The sequence below is a fragment of the Archaeoglobus fulgidus DSM 4304 genome, assembly GCF_000008665.1.
GTDB lineage: Archaea > Halobacteriota > Archaeoglobi > Archaeoglobales > Archaeoglobaceae > Archaeoglobus > Archaeoglobus fulgidus.
In genome coordinates this window covers 734,209-749,053 of the sequence record NC_000917.1, presented here as the reverse complement: position 1 = coordinate 749,053, position 14,845 = coordinate 734,209, and the positions used below count along the sequence as shown (strand labels likewise).

At 49.4% G+C, this 14,845-nt stretch carries 17 protein-coding genes; 11 read left to right on the top strand and 6 right to left on the bottom strand.

Features of this window, described 5'->3' with window-relative positions; genetic code table 11:
- Window positions 1-25: 25 nt before the first annotated feature.
- Window positions 26-1,039, top strand: a complete 1,014-nt coding sequence (locus AF_RS04265) for an adenylosuccinate synthetase (protein ID WP_010878344.1) — start codon at window positions 26-28, stop codon at window positions 1,037-1,039.
- On the opposite strand, the gene AF_RS04260 is transcribed toward AF_RS04265, so the two are convergent.
- The 5 genes from AF_RS04260 to AF_RS04240 form a co-directional block, all read right to left on the bottom strand.
- A complete protein-coding gene (locus AF_RS04260; protein ID WP_010878343.1) occupies window positions 1,036-2,769 on the bottom strand; it encodes a long-chain-fatty-acid--CoA ligase in 1,734 nt (577 codons plus the stop codon). The genes AF_RS04265 and AF_RS04260 overlap by 4 nt on opposite strands.
- A gap of 125 nt (window positions 2,770-2,894) precedes the next feature.
- The gene (locus tag AF_RS04255) at window positions 2,895-4,331 is read right to left on the bottom strand and encodes a TrkH family potassium uptake protein (protein WP_010878342.1); all 1,437 of its coding nucleotides are present in this window, start codon (window positions 4,329-4,331) and stop codon (window positions 2,895-2,897) included.
- Window positions 4,328-5,638, bottom strand: coding sequence for a Trk system potassium transporter TrkA (trkA, locus tag AF_RS04250; protein ID WP_010878341.1), 1,311 nt, complete (start codon window positions 5,636-5,638; stop codon window positions 4,328-4,330). The genes AF_RS04255 and trkA overlap by 4 nt, the downstream gene beginning before the upstream one ends.
- Before the next feature lie 27 nt (window positions 5,639-5,665).
- Window positions 5,666-6,700, bottom strand: coding sequence for an mRNA surveillance protein pelota (locus AF_RS04245; protein WP_010878340.1), 1,035 nt, complete (start codon window positions 6,698-6,700; stop codon window positions 5,666-5,668).
- 63 nt (window positions 6,701-6,763) lie between these two features.
- Window positions 6,764-7,081: a hypothetical protein gene (locus AF_RS04240; RefSeq protein WP_148183432.1), complete on the bottom strand. Its 318-nt coding sequence runs from the start codon at window positions 7,079-7,081 to the stop codon at window positions 6,764-6,766.
- A gap of 252 nt (window positions 7,082-7,333) precedes the next feature.
- Here AF_RS04240 and AF_RS04235 point away from each other — a divergent pair, with 252 nt between their 5' ends.
- Genes AF_RS04235 through AF_RS04210 form a run of 6 tightly spaced genes read left to right on the top strand, consistent with a single transcriptional unit; the run spans window position 7,334 to window position 10,473 of the window.
- Entirely contained in the window at window positions 7,334-7,855 is a 522-nt protein-coding gene (locus tag AF_RS04235) for a ferritin (protein WP_010878337.1), read from the top strand.
- A gap of 12 nt (window positions 7,856-7,867) precedes the next feature.
- Window positions 7,868-8,245, top strand: a complete 378-nt coding sequence (locus AF_RS04230) for a desulfoferrodoxin (RefSeq protein WP_010878336.1) — start codon at window positions 7,868-7,870, stop codon at window positions 8,243-8,245.
- A 4-nt stretch (window positions 8,246-8,249) separates the two neighbouring features.
- On the top strand, window positions 8,250-8,816 hold the full coding sequence (locus tag AF_RS04225) for a rubrerythrin family protein (RefSeq protein WP_010878335.1): 567 nt from the start codon (window positions 8,250-8,252) through the stop codon (window positions 8,814-8,816).
- Between the two features lie 11 nt (window positions 8,817-8,827).
- Window positions 8,828-9,400, top strand: a complete 573-nt coding sequence (gene rbr, locus AF_RS04220; RefSeq protein ID WP_010878334.1) for a rubrerythrin — start codon at window positions 8,828-8,830, stop codon at window positions 9,398-9,400.
- Window positions 9,401-9,415: 15 nt separating this feature from the next.
- Window positions 9,416-9,925, top strand: a complete 510-nt coding sequence (gene feR, locus AF_RS04215) for a ferric-chelate reductase (RefSeq protein WP_010878333.1) — start codon at window positions 9,416-9,418, stop codon at window positions 9,923-9,925.
- Window positions 9,922-10,473: a DVU0298 family protein gene (locus AF_RS04210; RefSeq protein WP_010878332.1), complete on the top strand. Its 552-nt coding sequence runs from the start codon at window positions 9,922-9,924 to the stop codon at window positions 10,471-10,473. The genes feR and AF_RS04210 overlap by 4 nt, the downstream gene beginning before the upstream one ends.
- A 40-nt stretch (window positions 10,474-10,513) precedes the next feature.
- Here AF_RS04210 and AF_RS04205 read toward each other — a convergent pair whose 3' ends face one another.
- Window positions 10,514-10,738 (bottom strand): hypothetical protein, encoded by a 225-nt coding sequence (locus AF_RS04205; RefSeq protein ID WP_010878331.1) that lies wholly within the window; start codon window positions 10,736-10,738, stop codon window positions 10,514-10,516.
- A gap of 285 nt (window positions 10,739-11,023) precedes the next feature.
- Between AF_RS04205 and AF_RS12385 the strand changes: the two genes are divergently transcribed.
- The 4 genes from AF_RS12385 (at window position 11,024) to AF_RS04185 (ending at window position 14,842) form a co-directional block, all read left to right on the top strand.
- Window positions 11,024-12,409 (top strand): ABC transporter substrate-binding protein, encoded by a 1,386-nt coding sequence (locus tag AF_RS12385; RefSeq protein WP_010878330.1) that lies wholly within the window; start codon window positions 11,024-11,026, stop codon window positions 12,407-12,409.
- A gap of 27 nt (window positions 12,410-12,436) precedes the next feature.
- Window positions 12,437-12,832 (top strand): universal stress protein, encoded by a 396-nt coding sequence (locus AF_RS04195; RefSeq protein ID WP_048064295.1) that lies wholly within the window; start codon window positions 12,437-12,439, stop codon window positions 12,830-12,832.
- A gap of 148 nt (window positions 12,833-12,980) precedes the next feature.
- Window positions 12,981-13,874 (top strand): branched-chain amino acid ABC transporter permease, encoded by an 894-nt coding sequence (locus tag AF_RS04190; RefSeq protein ID WP_010878328.1) that lies wholly within the window; start codon window positions 12,981-12,983, stop codon window positions 13,872-13,874.
- Window positions 13,871-14,842 carry a branched-chain amino acid ABC transporter permease gene (locus AF_RS04185; RefSeq protein ID WP_010878327.1) on the top strand — a complete coding sequence of 324 codons (972 nt, stop codon included), beginning with the start codon at window positions 13,871-13,873 and terminating at the stop codon, window positions 14,840-14,842. The genes AF_RS04190 and AF_RS04185 overlap by 4 nt, the downstream gene beginning before the upstream one ends.
- Window positions 14,843-14,845 lie beyond the last annotated feature (3 nt).

Below are 14,845 nucleotides of genomic sequence, written 5' to 3'. Positions count from 1 at the left end.
ACCCCTGCGAAGGACTGTCAGTGTTATGGGAGCTACGATAATTGTTGGCGGATTCTGGGGAGATGAGGGGAAGGGAAAGATAGTGGCTCACGTTGCACACAGCGATAAGCCTGTTATTATTGCCAGGGGAGGCGTAGGGCCAAATGCGGGCCACACAGTGGAGATTGACGGTCAGAAGTTTGGAGTGAGGATGATTCCGTCGGGGTTCGTTTACAAGGACGCGAAACTGCTGATCGGGGCCGGAGTTCTCGTCAATCCCGAGGTTTTTCTCAAAGAGGTTGAACTTCTGAAGGTTGGGGACAGGGCGAGGGTTGATTACAGGTGTGCGATAATTGAGCCGAAGCACATTGAGGCTGACAAGGGAAGCGAGCACCTGAGCAAGAAAATCGGCACGACCGGAACTGGCTGCGGGCCGGCGAATGTTGACAGGGTTAACAGAGTTGCAAAGCAGGCGAAGGACATTCCAGAACTCAAAGACTACCTTGCTGACGTCCCCCTTGAGGTGAATCAAGCTATAGAGAACGGACAGTTTGTGCTGATAGAGGGGAGCCAGGGGTTCGGTCTCAGCCTGTACTACGGAACCTACCCGTATGTGACGTCTAAGGACACAACTGCCTCGGCCATAGCCTCGGACGTTGGGGTTGGGCCGACGAGGGTTGATGACGTTATTGTCGTCTTCAAGTGCTTCCCGACGAGAGTTGGTGCTGGTCCGTTCCCCACGGAAATGCCTCAGGAGGAGGCCGAGAAGCTCGGCATAGTTGAGTACGGCACCGTGACCGGAAGGAGGAGGAGAATAGGCTACTGGGACGGAGAGTTCGCTCGCTATTCCGCAATGGTTAACGGCGCAACGCAGGTTGCGATAACCGGAGTGGACAAGCTCGACAAGGAGTGCTACGGGGTTACGGAGTGGGAGAAACTTACTCCCAAAGCGAAAAAGTTCATTGAGCAGGTTGAGGAGGACGTCAGGGTTCCGGTAACGCTCATCTCCACCGGACCTGAGCTGAAGCAGATTATAGATTTAAGAAAAGAAAAGCTTTAACTCTTTTTCTTTAATTTCTCTGCTTCCTCCTCCCTCAGAACCCTCCTCAGCACCTTCCCAACGAGGGACTTCGGAAGCTCATCTCTGAACTCGTACAGCCTCGGTACTTTGTAGGCAGCGAGCCTCTCCCTGCAGAACTTGTCCAGGTCTTTTTCCGTGACCTTCCCCTTGTATTCTGGCCTCAAGACCACAAAGGCCTTGACCGTCTCTCCTCTGTACGGATCAGGCACTCCGACAACAGCAGCTTCAGCAACAGCGGGATGCTCGAAGAGAACTTCCTCAACCTCTCTTGGATAGATGTTGTAACCTCCTGCCACAATCATATCCTTCTTCCTGTCCACGATGTAGAAGTAGCCATCCTCGTCCATCTTCGCCATGTCCCCCGTTAAAAGCCATCCGTTGATCAGAGTTTTTTCAGTTTCCTCATCCATCATCCAGTAGCCCTTCATCACCTGAGGGCCGTATATGGCAAGCTCCCCCTCCTCACCGGGCGGGAGAATGTTGCCCTCCTCGTCTATCACAACGGCATAGGTGTCGGGATAGGGAACTCCAATGCTTCCGGCCTTATTAAGCCCATAGAGCGGGTTGCAGTGCGTAACAGGGGAAGCCTCGCTCAACCCGTAGCCTTCAACAAGCTTTCCTCCGGTGATTTCCTCCCACTTCCTTTTCACCTCAACAGGCAGGGGAGCGGCACCGCTCACGCAGACCCTGAGGCTAGTTAAGTCGTACTTGCTAAGCTTCGGATGGTTGAGCATGCTTATGAACATAGTCGGCACTCCGGTGAAGGTTGTGGCTTTGTACTTGTGCACGGCTTTCAGTATTGCCTCAACATCCCTCGGGTCGGGGATTGGAATGACCTTCATCCTCAGAACCGCCGATGAGTTCAGCATGGTCATGCCGTAAACGTGGAAGACCGGCAAGCAACCAACAGCAACGTCGCTTGGCGTCGTTCTCGGGTCCCACTCAGCAACCTGATAAGCATTCACCACGAGATTGTAGTGGGTGAGCATAACGGCCTTTGGGAATCCTGTCGTGCCGCCCGTGTACTGGAACATTGCCACGTCCTCTTTCGGGTTTATTTCAGCCCTCTTGTCAGTTCTTTCGTACTTCAAAACGTCCTGCCAGAAAACAACCTCCTTCCTCCTGTCGATATCAACCTTACCGACCATCTTCTTCTTCAGAAACGCCTTGAAAAGTGCGCTCATCACAAACCCCAGAAAATCCTCAATTCTGCATATCACAACCTTTTCAAGCGTGCCGTCCTCGATTAGGGGCCTTATTCTCGGATACATCCCCTCAAAGGCGAACATCCTTGTTGCACCGCTGTTCTTTACGATGTATCTGATCTCCCTCTCGGTGTAAATCGGGTTGCACTGCACCACTATGCCCCCCACCTTGTATATTGCGTTGGCTATGATTGCGTAGTGCGGGAGGTTTGGCAGTGCAACGACGATTCTGTCTCCCTTCTCAACCCCTATGTCGAACAGGAAGTTTGCGACCTTATCCGAAGCATCCTTCATCTGCCTGTAGGTCCACTTTGTTCCGAAAAACTCGAAGCAAATCTTGTCGGGATCGGACGCGGCGGCATCTTCAAGAATCCTGTAAGCGGGCATTACCGGATAATCGATGTTTGCTCTCACACCCTCATCGTAAAACTTAGTCCAAACGCGGTTTATTTTTGTCACGTCCACCTCTCGGATGTTCTCTCCTTCCACACCAAGTACGTTCATGATAGAAGGTGATAAGTATTTTTTAAAAACTTTTCTCTTCTAGTAGCACATCAGAATAAAAAATTCCTTCTTTTATTTCCGACTAATGGTAAACTTAATTGCAAGTTTATTGCTACCACATTCCTTTACCACCTTTCTCTCCAGAAGGTTGGTATGAATAGAGACACAACCGTGAAGATTTCCAATCTGCCTATCCACATATTGACGGCAAGCAGAATTTTGGTTAGAGAGGGAAACGACGCGTAGTTCTCCGCCGCCCCCGCTAGTCCAAGTCCGGGTCCGACATTTCCAAGAGTTGCTGCGGTAGCTGAGATTGAGGTTACTATGTCGTATCCGGAGAGGGAGACTAAAATTGACGAAACGGCAAAAATCAAAATGTAAAGAACGAAGAAGGCAGCGATGTCGTCGAGGATTTCCTTTTTAATTGCCCTTCCCTCAAATTTCACTGCCCTCACTGTCCTAGGTTCAGCAGCCCTCAAAATCTGGTGAACAGCGTACTTGATTAAAAGGTAGATTCTTATGACCTTAATCCCTCCTCCTGTTGAGCCGCTTGACCCTCCGATGAACATGAGAACTACCAGAATGAGCTTGGCGGAGTCGCTCCACGCATCAAAGTCTGCCGTGGTGAAGCCGGTGGTGGTCATGATTGAAACGGCCTGGAATATCGAGTACCTGAGCGATTCAAAGATGCTGTATCTGTCGAGGTTGACAGCTGCTATAACAACCGAAGCCAAGGCGAGGAAGCAGACGTAAGCCCTAAACTCGGTATTTCTAAAAATCACGGGCTTTCCGGAGAGCAGAAAGTAAATCAATGCGAAGTTCGCCCCGCCCAAGAAGGCAAAAAAGGCTACAACCGCCTCCACTCTAACGTCTTTAAAAAAGGCTATGCTCTCTGAGTGCGTTGAGTAGCCGCCCGTTGAGAGCGTCGTGAAAGTGTGGTTGATTGCGTCGAACAGAGAGAGGCCAAGAGCGTACAGCAAGGCTACTTCGGCAATGGTGAGAAGGAGGTAAACCTTGTAGAGGGATAATGCCGTATCCCTGATTCTCGGCTTGAGCTTCGAAAGGCTCACTCCGGGATACTCCGCCTGAAACAGCACTGTGCTTCTTTTCGCCACGTTTGGGAATATGGCCAGAAAAAGAACGATTATGCCCATTCCCCCTATCCACTGCGTTAGACTTCTCCACAAAAGCAAAGACTTTGGAAGCTCCTCAGGAGTCAGGACCGATGCGCCGGTCGTGGTAAAGCCGGACATGGACTCAAAGAATGCATCGACGGGACTGATTCCGAAAATGATGTACGGAATTGAGCCAAAGATTGACATGAAAAGCCAGATTAGCGCAACTATTGCGAAGCTCTCCTTGTGCCTCAGAGAATCGAATTCGCTCTCAGTTTTAATTCCGTACCCCAGAACTGCCCCTACAAGGAGGGAGAGCGCGGCAGGAATCAGGAAGGGATGATAAGGCTCCTCGAAAACGTGGGCGGCTATCAGGGGAAGTATGAAGGAGAAGGAGAACAGCATGAGCAGTTTTCCAAGTATGCTGGCGGTTAATCTGAGATTCATCTGAATATCTCCTCTATCTTCTCGATCTCATCCCATTTCGCGAATACAAGCAGCCTGTCCTCGTACTCTATTGTGGTGTCCCCCCTCGGAATCAGGCACTCGTTCCCCCTGACTATAGCGCCGATTATGGCGTCCTTTGGGAGGGGCAGATCCTTCAGAGCTTTTCCAACGAGTCTTGTATTTCTCACAACAACCTCCACAACCGCCGTCCCCTCTATCTCTGCCAAAGTCTCTATGCGCATCGTCCTGAGGAGCTTGGAGACCTCGTTGTAGGTGACGCTTCTGGGGTTCAAGGCTACATCAACGCCAACGGCTTCAAAAAGCTTCACGTACTCCCTCTTCTCAACCTTGGCTATCGCTATCCTAGCCCCCAGATTTTTCGACAGCAGGGATATGAGGAGATTCTTCTCGTCGCTCTCCGTTGCTGCTAACACCGCATCCGACTTTCCTATTTCCTCTTCAATGAGAAATTCGATGTCTGTGGCATCTCCGCACACGATTCTCACGCCCTCAAGCTCGCCGCTGAGAGCTTCGCACCTCTCCATGCTCGACTCAATCAGCTTGACGCTGGTCATACCTTTAGCAAGGATTTTGGCTGTGTAGCTTCCAATCGTACCAGCGCCGAAGATTGTCACCCTCCTCGTTACTGGAGGTCCGAAGATACCCTTCAGCATCTCCACGTCCTCTGTTTTGCTAACGATCGCTACCCTGTCACCAGCTCTCAAAACCGTATCTCCGCGAGGGATTTCTATGTGTCCGTTCCGGTAGATCGAGGCTATCACCACGTTCTGCGGGAGGTAGAGATCAGCAATGGCTTTGCCGTCGGCCTTCGACCCCTCCATCACCTGGAGTTCGATCATTTCCACCTTTCCACCGCTGAAGGTCACTACCTCAATCGCTCCCGGAATTCCTATGAGCCTCGCCGCCTCCTGCGCGAGAGAGAGTTGAGGGCAGATAAGCACGTCATACCCCAGCGGATGCTCCTTCACAATCGGCCTGTCAACGTACTCCGGATTCTCAACCCTCACGATAACATTTTTTGCCCCAACCTTTTTGGCTGCAAGGCCCGAGAGGAGGTTAACCTCGTCGTTGCCAGTCACAGCCAGAAAAACGTCTGCCCTCTCGACTCCCGCATCCCTTAGTACTTTCATATTGGCTGCATTACCGTTAATTGCCACTACATCAAGCTCCGAAACTCTTTCAAATCTCGAAACATCCTTTTCTATGATGATTACATCGTGGTTTGGGGCGAGTGACATGGCCAGATGGTATCCAACCTCGCCCGCCCCAGCAATCACGATTCGCATATCTTCTTTCTCCCCAAACTTCTCTATTTAACCTTTTACGTTGAATCTCAGGAGGGCAGCTATTCCACCGAGGCTCATCAGCCTCTTACCCGGCTCGAATTCGGTGCTCATTATCACCACCTTTCCGCCCGACTCCTCAACTTCCCTGAGCAGTCCGTCAACATCCCACTTCTCCCTCTCCTCAAGCAGAAACTCATCCGCAACGAGCAAAACCTCAATCGCCCTGTAATTGTGCGCCTCCCTGACCTCATCCAGACCGTAAGCGACTCTCTCTCCCTTCGCTATCCCTTCAAGCAGCCTGTCTATATACTCCGCCTCCTCAGCAAGTCTAACTTCCCCAACTATTTTGTCAACGACCCTTCTCTTCAAAATTTCAATGAAGCCCCTTGAGCCGACGGAGGAAACGTCCACCACAACGGCATTCTTAGCCATCTCAGGATACCTCTCCTTCAAAAAGTCGAGAAAATCGTTTTTGGCGAATCCCGGTCCAGCAACGATGAGGTATTTAAAATCGAAGCTCTCAAGCTTTGCCGCAACCTCTCCGAAGAACTCTTTTCTGCTATCCCCCATACCCTTTCCGTAGCCCATCCTCTCCTCAAAAATCTCCTCAACACCCCACTGCCTCAGAACTCCTGCAACAGCGTAACCTTCCTCAATGGTCAGCATCACGATTTCGGGGCGGTTGGAATCCTCAACGGCCCTCCTCAGTCTTTCAAGCTGCTCTGGCTTCCACTTTTTAATTATGCTCAGCTCCTTGCCCACAGTGATATTCAGAGTGTGGTATCCGGACTCCTCAATCCCGGCAACTATCTTCCCAGAAACCCTGAGACGGTTGGCGAACCTGTGAAACTCCACCTTCTCCACCTCGATGCCGAGCCTCACCGTGACCATCTCCTTATCGCTCCTCAGCTTGTCGCTGCTCTGGCTCGCCCTTTTCGTAGTTGCGAAAACCACATCTCCCTTCTCGATTATGAAGCGGAGATGCCAGAGGTCGTCGAGCGTTTCGGGGATTAGCTTTATCTCACCCTCGTTATCCCTCAGGTTCTCCTCAACAATCTGCACACCACTTCTGGATTGCGGTTTTATAAAAGTGTTAGCGTCTCAAGTAAAAGCGGTCGTTGAACATCACGAATCTTTAAGGCTGCTTGCCGCCAGATAACCAAGCAAAACCGAAGCCACAAGTTTCAACCACTCTACCCCGCTCAGAAAGAGAATTGGGATGGAGAAGGCTGTCAGCAAGCTTAATATTGGTTTTTTGGGCACGTTTCGTCTTAAGACAGGAATAACCGCCAAGGAAACGATTGAGTAAACAAGAGGACTGAGGTCTTTACTGTAAAACCCAAGAAATGACGCAATGGAAAAAAGAAGGGCTGAGATAGCCGCAGCTATAATAACGGCTCCTACAATACTTGCGATGATGTCAACGGTGTTGCGGGCCCTCATATTCAGTAGTTGTATTAAAAACTTTTTAATTTTTTCCATGCTGAAGCATTCTTCGTATTGTTTGGCAATTCTGGTTTATCAAAAGAATAGAAAAGCCGTGATGTGGGGCTCTGACCTTTTCTATCACTTGAGAGGTTTTAGTTCTATTTTCGAACAAAAAACTTATATTTACGAGAGCATTCTTTCCCTACAACGGAAAAACCGAGTAAGGTTTAAGTTACCTCGAATAATATGAATGAATGAGGTGGTGAGATGGCATCCATTTCTGAAAAAATGGTTGAGGCTTTGAACAGGCAGATAAACGCTGAAATCTACTCAGCATACCTCTACCTCTCCATGGCCTCTTACTTCGACTCCATCGGGCTTAAGGGCTTCTCAAACTGGATGAGGGTGCAGTGGCAGGAGGAGCTGATGCATGCGATGAAGATGTTTGACTTTGTCAGTGAGAGGGGAGGGAGAGTTAAGCTCTACGCTGTTGAGGAGCCACCATCTGAGTGGGATTCGCCTTTGGCAGCCTTTGAGCACGTTTACGAGCATGAGGTAAATGTTACGAAGAGAATTCACGAGCTTGTTGAGATGGCAATGCAGGAAAAGGACTTTGCAACCTACAACTTCCTGCAGTGGTATGTTGCGGAGCAGGTTGAGGAGGAAGCCTCTGCCCTCGACATTGTGGAGAAGCTGAGGTTGATTGGAGAGGACAAAAGGGCTTTGCTTTTCCTTGATAAGGAGCTTTCTCTCAGGCAGTTTACTCCTCCAGCTGAGGAGGAGAAGTAAGGAGGTGGTTTTGTGACGGAAGTTATGCAGGTGTATAAGTGCATGGTTTGTGGAAATATTGTGGAAGTGGTGCATGCCGGAAGGGGACAGCTAGTTTGCTGCGGGCAGCCGATGAAGCTGATGGAGGTAAAGACGACCGATGAGGGCAAGGAGAAGCACGTCCCCGTCATTGAGAGGGAGGGCAACAAGGTTTACGTGAAGGTTGGAAGCGTTGCCCATCCAATGGAGGAGCAGCACTACATCGAGTGGATTGAGGTAATTGATGACGGCTGCGTGCACAGAAAGCAGCTGAAGCCGGGGGACGAGCCAAAGGCGGAGTTCACGGTGATGTCAGACAGGGTCTCTGCCAGAGCTTACTGCAACATCCACGGCCTCTGGCAGAGCGGGTGAAAGCATGGAGACGCCCAAGAACCTCCTGAAGGGCTACATCGGAGAGAGCCTGGCCATAAGCAGGTACCAGATTTACTCAAGCATTGCTGAGGCCGAGAAGTTCATCTATGTGGCGAAGTACTTCCGAGAGGTAATTGAGAATGAGAAGAAGCACGCTGAAATCTTCGCCAACCTGATAAAGAAGCTCGATATCGAGCCGTCTGAGGTTGAGGTGAAGGCTCCGATAAAGTTTGGAACCACCGCTGAGAACCTCAGGTATGCGGTTGAGGGTGAGAAGTGGGAGGCCGAGGAGTTCTACCCATCAACCGCAGAGGTTGCAGAAAAAGAGGGTTTTAAAGAGGTTGCAGAGAGGTTTAGGGCTCTAACCAAAGTTGAATTCTCACATCAGAGAAAGTTTGCCAAGCTCTTGGAGCTGATTGAGAATGACCAGATGTTTAAGAGGGACGAAGAGGTTGAGTGGATGTGCCTCGTTTGCGGCTACACCGAAAAAGGGAAGGAGCCGCCAAAGGTCTGCCCCAACTGCGGGGCGATGTACTACCACTTCGTCTCGAAGGACATTCTGGCTTATTAGGAGGTGAAAGTATGGGAACGCTTGAAAATCTTGTTAAGGCCTTCATTGGAGAGAGCATGGCGAGGAACCGCTACACCTTCTACGCCAAAGTTGCGAAGGATGAGGGCTACGTTTTCATCCAGAGAGTTTTTCTGGAGACTGCTGAGAACGAGAAGGAGCATGCAGAGAACCTCCTGAAATTCATTCAGCAGCTCAGAGGAGATAATGCAGCAATCAAGGTTGAGGCAGAGGCACCGCTCGTATGGGGCACGACAGTTGAGAACCTGAAGGCTGCCATAGAGGGGGAGCACTACGAGAACTCTGAGATGTACCCGCAGTTTGCCGATGAAGCGGAGAAGGAAGGTTTTAAGGATATTGCAGACAGATTAAGGGCCATAGGAAAGGCTGAGGAGCACCATGAAAGGAGATACCGCAGGCTGCTGGCTGAGGTGGAGAACGGAACCTTCTTCAAGAGGGATAAGGAAATTGCGTGGGTCTGCCTTGAGTGCGGATACATCCACTACGGCACTGAACCGCCCGAGGAGTGCCCGAGCTGCGGGCATCCCAAAGCTTACTACGTAGCCGAAGACTTGCTTTCCCTTTAATTTTTTGGTGGTTTTATGGATGTTGAGGCCTTTTACAAAATCAGTTACGGACTCTACATTGTCACCTCTGAAAGCAACGGCAGGAAATGCGGGCAGATAGCCAACACGGTCTTTCAGCTCACTAGCAAGCCCGTGCAGATTGCCGTTTGCCTGAACAAGGAGAACGACACCCACAATGCCGTAAAGGAGAGCGGGGCTTTTGGTGTCAGCGTTCTTGAGCTCGAAACACCGATGGAGTTCATAGGAAGATTTGGGTTCAGGAAGAGCAGCGAGTTTGAGAAGTTTGATGGGGTTGAGTACAAAACGGGCAAGACTGGAGTGCCTCTCGTAACCCAGCACGCTGTGGCGGTGATAGAGGCAAAGGTTGTTAAGGAGTGCGACGTCGGCACCCACACGCTGTTCGTTGGGGAGGCTGTTGATGCTGAGGTATTGAAGGATGCAGAGGTGCTTACCTACGCTGACTACCATCTCATGAAGAAGGGTAAGACGCCGAGAACGGCAACGGTTTACTTCGAGAGCAAATGAATCTCGAAGAGCTCAAGCCCTCAAAGCTTATAACTTTTTTATACCACCCAGACGAGCTTTTGAGGTTCAAGGCTGCTGAAGTTCTCGGCAGGAAGGTTAAGGGAGAGGGGGCGAGGAACTTCATCCTGAGGCTTTTCTGGCACCTCAGCGATGAGAGCGGGGCTTACTGCATCGGAGCGCCTCTCGGCATAGCGGAGATAGGCAGAAACAATCCTGAGGTTTTTGAGGGCTTTAAGAACAAATACGTCTCGCTCCTCGACGACTGGGAGGTGGAGAGGAAGTACGTTGCCTACGGGATCGGGAGGGCTGCTGAAATTGTGAGGGATGCATACCCCAATCCGGTGGAGAAGCTGAGAGAGAAGGTTGAGGAGATAGGGGACGCGAGCTTTATCGCCTACGCAATCTTCGCACTGAAGGTGCTCGGGGATGACGTTTCTGACATGATTGCTAGGTTTAGGAAATCAGAGGAGATTGTTGAATTTTACGATGGAAGTGAGATGGTAAGAACAAAATTGTCTGATCTTTTAGTCGAAGTTGCAGAGGACTAGCTGATTTAAAAAATTGCCCTGTTTCATCATACTTGGAATTTCACTCCACCATATAACCCTTCCCAACCATCTCACCAATAAACGACTCATACTTCTTCCTCTCAGCGTACCTTTTAAGCAGCAAATTAAGCAGGTTCTTTGCCCCTCCTTCGCTCCAACACGTCCACTTCTTCACCCTCTTCGCTATCTCACCCCACCAGTTGTTGTGCCATGGGATTGTCATTCCTTCAAGCTTTTTGTAAGCAAACAAAAGAATGCTCTTCATGTGCCTTTTAAAGAACCTCGTTACTCTCTAAATCTGGCTTTTCCAGAGAGTTCTTTAACCGAAGCAGGATTCCCTTAACTTCGTTCACGTATTGCTTTCTAACTTCGAGATCAACTCCATGCTGCCAGAGTTTGTAATTCACCTCTCTCTAGTCGTGAATTTATAATTAGTATAGTTTGAAGAGAATCGTGAATTGTTGAATAAATTGTGAAATAAAGAATTATAAAACTACGCAAAAAAGGAAAAGCTTATATGTAATAATGTAAAATCACAAATGGTGAAAAAATGAAAGTGAGGGGTTTCGTACTCATAGTTCTGGTAGCGGTGGCCCTTTTGATGGCAGGATGTCAGCAGCAGGAGCAGCCAGCAGCCACAACGACTCCAGCTGAGGCTCCTACTGGGGAGTTTGCCGGAACAGTATACATCGGCTTCAGCGGTCCTCTGAGCGGTGGCGCGGCTTTATACGGGCAAAATAACCTGCAGGGAATTCAGTTTGCAGTTGAAGACATAAATAAAGCAGGTGGTATAGAAATTGCAGGAAAGAAATACAGACTTGAGGTTGTTTCGGCGGACGATAAGTACAGTCCCGCCTTAACGGTTCCAAACGCTGAGAAGATGCTTGAAGTCTACAAAACGCCGGTTATTTTCTGCCCCCACAGTGGAGGAATTCTTGCAATGGAAAAAATTAACGAGGAGAGAGGATTCATAATTGGTGCTTACACTTCAAGCCCGGCAATTCTCCAAGGTGGAAATAAGCACATTTTCCAGATTCCGCCTAACTTCGAGCTAGTTTACGTTCCATTCCTCTCAAACGTCTTCCTCGATAAGGGGATAAAGAGGGCAGCAACGATGGAAGGTACGCATGAGTACGGAGTGCTTTGGGGCGAGAAATTCAAGGAATACTGGAAGTCTAAGGGTGGAGAAATAGTCGCAGAGGCTCCAGTAAACTATTACACTGAAACGGATTTCACAACGCACCTCCAGAAGGTACTTGCAGCAAATCCAGAGGTCATCCTTGTGGTTGGCCCGTCCGAACCGATTGCCAACCTAATAAAAACTGCAAGAGAAATGGGCTACGAAGGTGGTTTTCTGGTGGCTGAGCAGGCCAAGATTGAGGAAATAATGTACTTCCTTGGAATAGAGTACGATTTCTCCACAAAAACTGTCACGAAAGGCGACCTTTCGCTGCTTGAGAAGACCGCAGGAACTTCAGCACCAGAAGCCCTCGTTCAGCTTCCGGAGGTAACAAGCGATTACAGAAACAAAGTTCTGACTCAGGACCCGCTGATTGAAGGTTACAAGGTTACTGTCAGCAGAATTAAGGAAAGGCTGGGGGATTACCCGGTTACCTGGGAGCATGCACTCGAGTACCAGGCAATGATGGTCCTGGCTAAAGCAATGGACGAAGCGGACTCTCTCGATCCGGATGCGATAATGGATGCCATGGAGAACAAGGTCTGGCCCATGGATGGCTACATGGGTATTCCGAGCTACATCTACACGAAACTGCTCAGAATAGCTCCATGGGACACGAGAGGAGCTCTTAACACCCCCGGAAGCGCCCTTGTAATCTGGGATGGGCAGGTTACGGGCTACATCGAAATATATCCGAAGTTCTGGGGACAGGAGTACTACTACACGGATGCCTCAGGAAACAAGGTCTGGGGCTAAACTTTCCATTATTTTTTGGTGATATATATGCCGATTGTGGTTGCAGTAGATAAAAAGTCGGATAGGGCTGAGAGAGTTCTTAGGTTTGCCGCAGAAGAGGCCAGGTTACGTGGAGTCCCTGTGTATGTAGTCCACTCTCTACCAGGTGGAGGAAGGACGAAAGATGAGGACATAATCGAGGCGAAGGAGACTCTTTCATGGGCAGTCAGCATAATAAGGAAAGAAGGGGCAGAGGGGGAGGAGCATCTTCTCGTGAGGGGAAAGGAGCCACCAGACGATATCGTGGACTTTGCCGACGAAGTTGACGCAATTGCAATAGTCATCGGGATCAGAAAGAGAAGTCCTACTGGAAAGCTGATTTTTGGGAGTGTTGCGAGGGATGTAATCCTTAAAGCAAACAAACCGGTGATATGTATTAAGTGAGATTTTGGTTATCCTAAAGTGCTCAAAAGGCGAATTAGTGAAACTCCATGAGGAAAAATTTCACTTTCTATGATGTACAGTGGGAGTCTAATGCTATTAATTGGAAAAAAACCAAAAAGGTTTTATACTTTTGCAATCCTATTTTAAAATGATGATTGAAATAAATTATTTCATGAACCTGCTCTTAGGGGGACTCGTAGTGGGGTTCATTTATGCCCTAACGGCACTGGGGATTACAATAATCTACGGTATTTTGCAGATTCCGGATTTCTCCCACGGGAACAGATACATGATCGGTGCTTACGCGGGATTCCTTGCAGCCTCAGTAGCTGGCAGCATGCTTGAAATCAGCTATGTTGCTGCAATTCTCGGTGCAGTAGCAGTCTCTTCCGTAATTGCCGTTCTGAGCTACCTTTTCGTTTACAAGAGATTGCTAAGTGCTCCTCACATAACGTCATTCATTGCAGCAATAGGTCTTTTAATGCTGCTGGAAGGATTCGCCCTGGCAGTCTTCGGTCCGAGATACCAGCGCATTCACACACCCTTCGACTACATGGTTGTTATTGGAGCACTGAGAATTAACGCGCAGAGGCTTATCGTCCTTTTCTGCTCCATCGCCGCCATAGCGTCTCTGCTGTACTTTTTGAGAAGGACGGTAACCGGAATAGCTCTCGAGGCTGTTGCTCAATCGCCAATAGGAGCGAAGCTCGTTGGAATCAACACCGATAAGATGACGCTAATAGCCTTTGCCATTGCCGGGGCGCTTGCAGGTTTCGCAGCGGCATTAATTGCTCCAATAACTCTTGTGTATCCTATAATGGGTGCTGAGCTCAACTTGAAGGCCTTCGTAATCTGCGTCGTTGGTGGGCTTGGGAACATCCCGGGTGCCATAGCCGGAGGGCTGGTCCTCGGAATTGTTGAATCCCTCTACGGCGGTTATTTTGACATCAGGTGGAAAAACCTCGTTGCGTTTGGGATTCTTGTCGCCATCCTGATTCTCAAGCCAGAAGGTCTGTTTGGTAAGAAGGAGAGGAGAGCATGAACTGGAAGTTTGTTTATCCCGTAATTTTGATTCTGGCAGTGCTTCTGCCGCTGACAGGTTCGTCTTATGCGCTCAGGATTTCAACGCTGTTCATAATATACACAATAGCTGCCATGGGGCTGAACATAATAATCGGATACACAGGCCAAGCTTCTCTGGCTCAGGGAGCTTTTTACGGTCTTGGAGCCTACGTTAGCGCCTTGCTTGTGCTTAACGGCTGGTCTTTCTGGGCGTCAGTGATCGTGGCAATCGCCTTCGTGGCCTTTGTGGCGTTCCTGATAGGTCTAATGACTCTCAGACTTAAGGGTGCGTACTTTGCCATTGCCACGCTCTTATTCAACGTCATAATCTATGAAGTTGTGGACAAGTGGGATGAGGTTACCAGAGGGCCGAGGGGGCTTTTTGGCATCCCTTCTCCGTCAATTGAGCTTAGCGGTATTTCAATCAGTTTCAGTGGAACCTACAACTTTTACTACCTCATGCTGGCCGTTCTGATCGTCATGACTCTCCTTTACTGGCTTATAATCAGGTCCTCCTTCGGCAGCATAATAGTTGCAATCAGAGAGAATGAGCTATTGGCCGAGTACGCAGGGGTAAATCTTACGAAGTTCAAGGTTGCCTCTTTCGTCTTAAGTGCCATCTTCGCCGCTGTTGCTGGAGCCTTCTACTCTGCATACATCGGCAGCATCTTTCCAGATATTACGAGCTTCGTTAACAGCTTTGCATTCCTCACCGCTATCATCTTTGGAGGCGCTGGAACTATGCTTGGACCGTTCATAGGAACCGCCGTTGTTACGCTGATAAACGAGGTCTTCTTCACACTCGCTCAGTACACAGTCCTCGTTCAGGGAATCGTATTCCTTTTGGCGATTCTGTTCATGCCAAAAGGAGTTATGGGGGCTTACTACTCTAGAAAGGCCGAGAAGGGAGAAAAACTTCCCAAAAGGGCTCTTGTAGGTAAGTTCTGATAG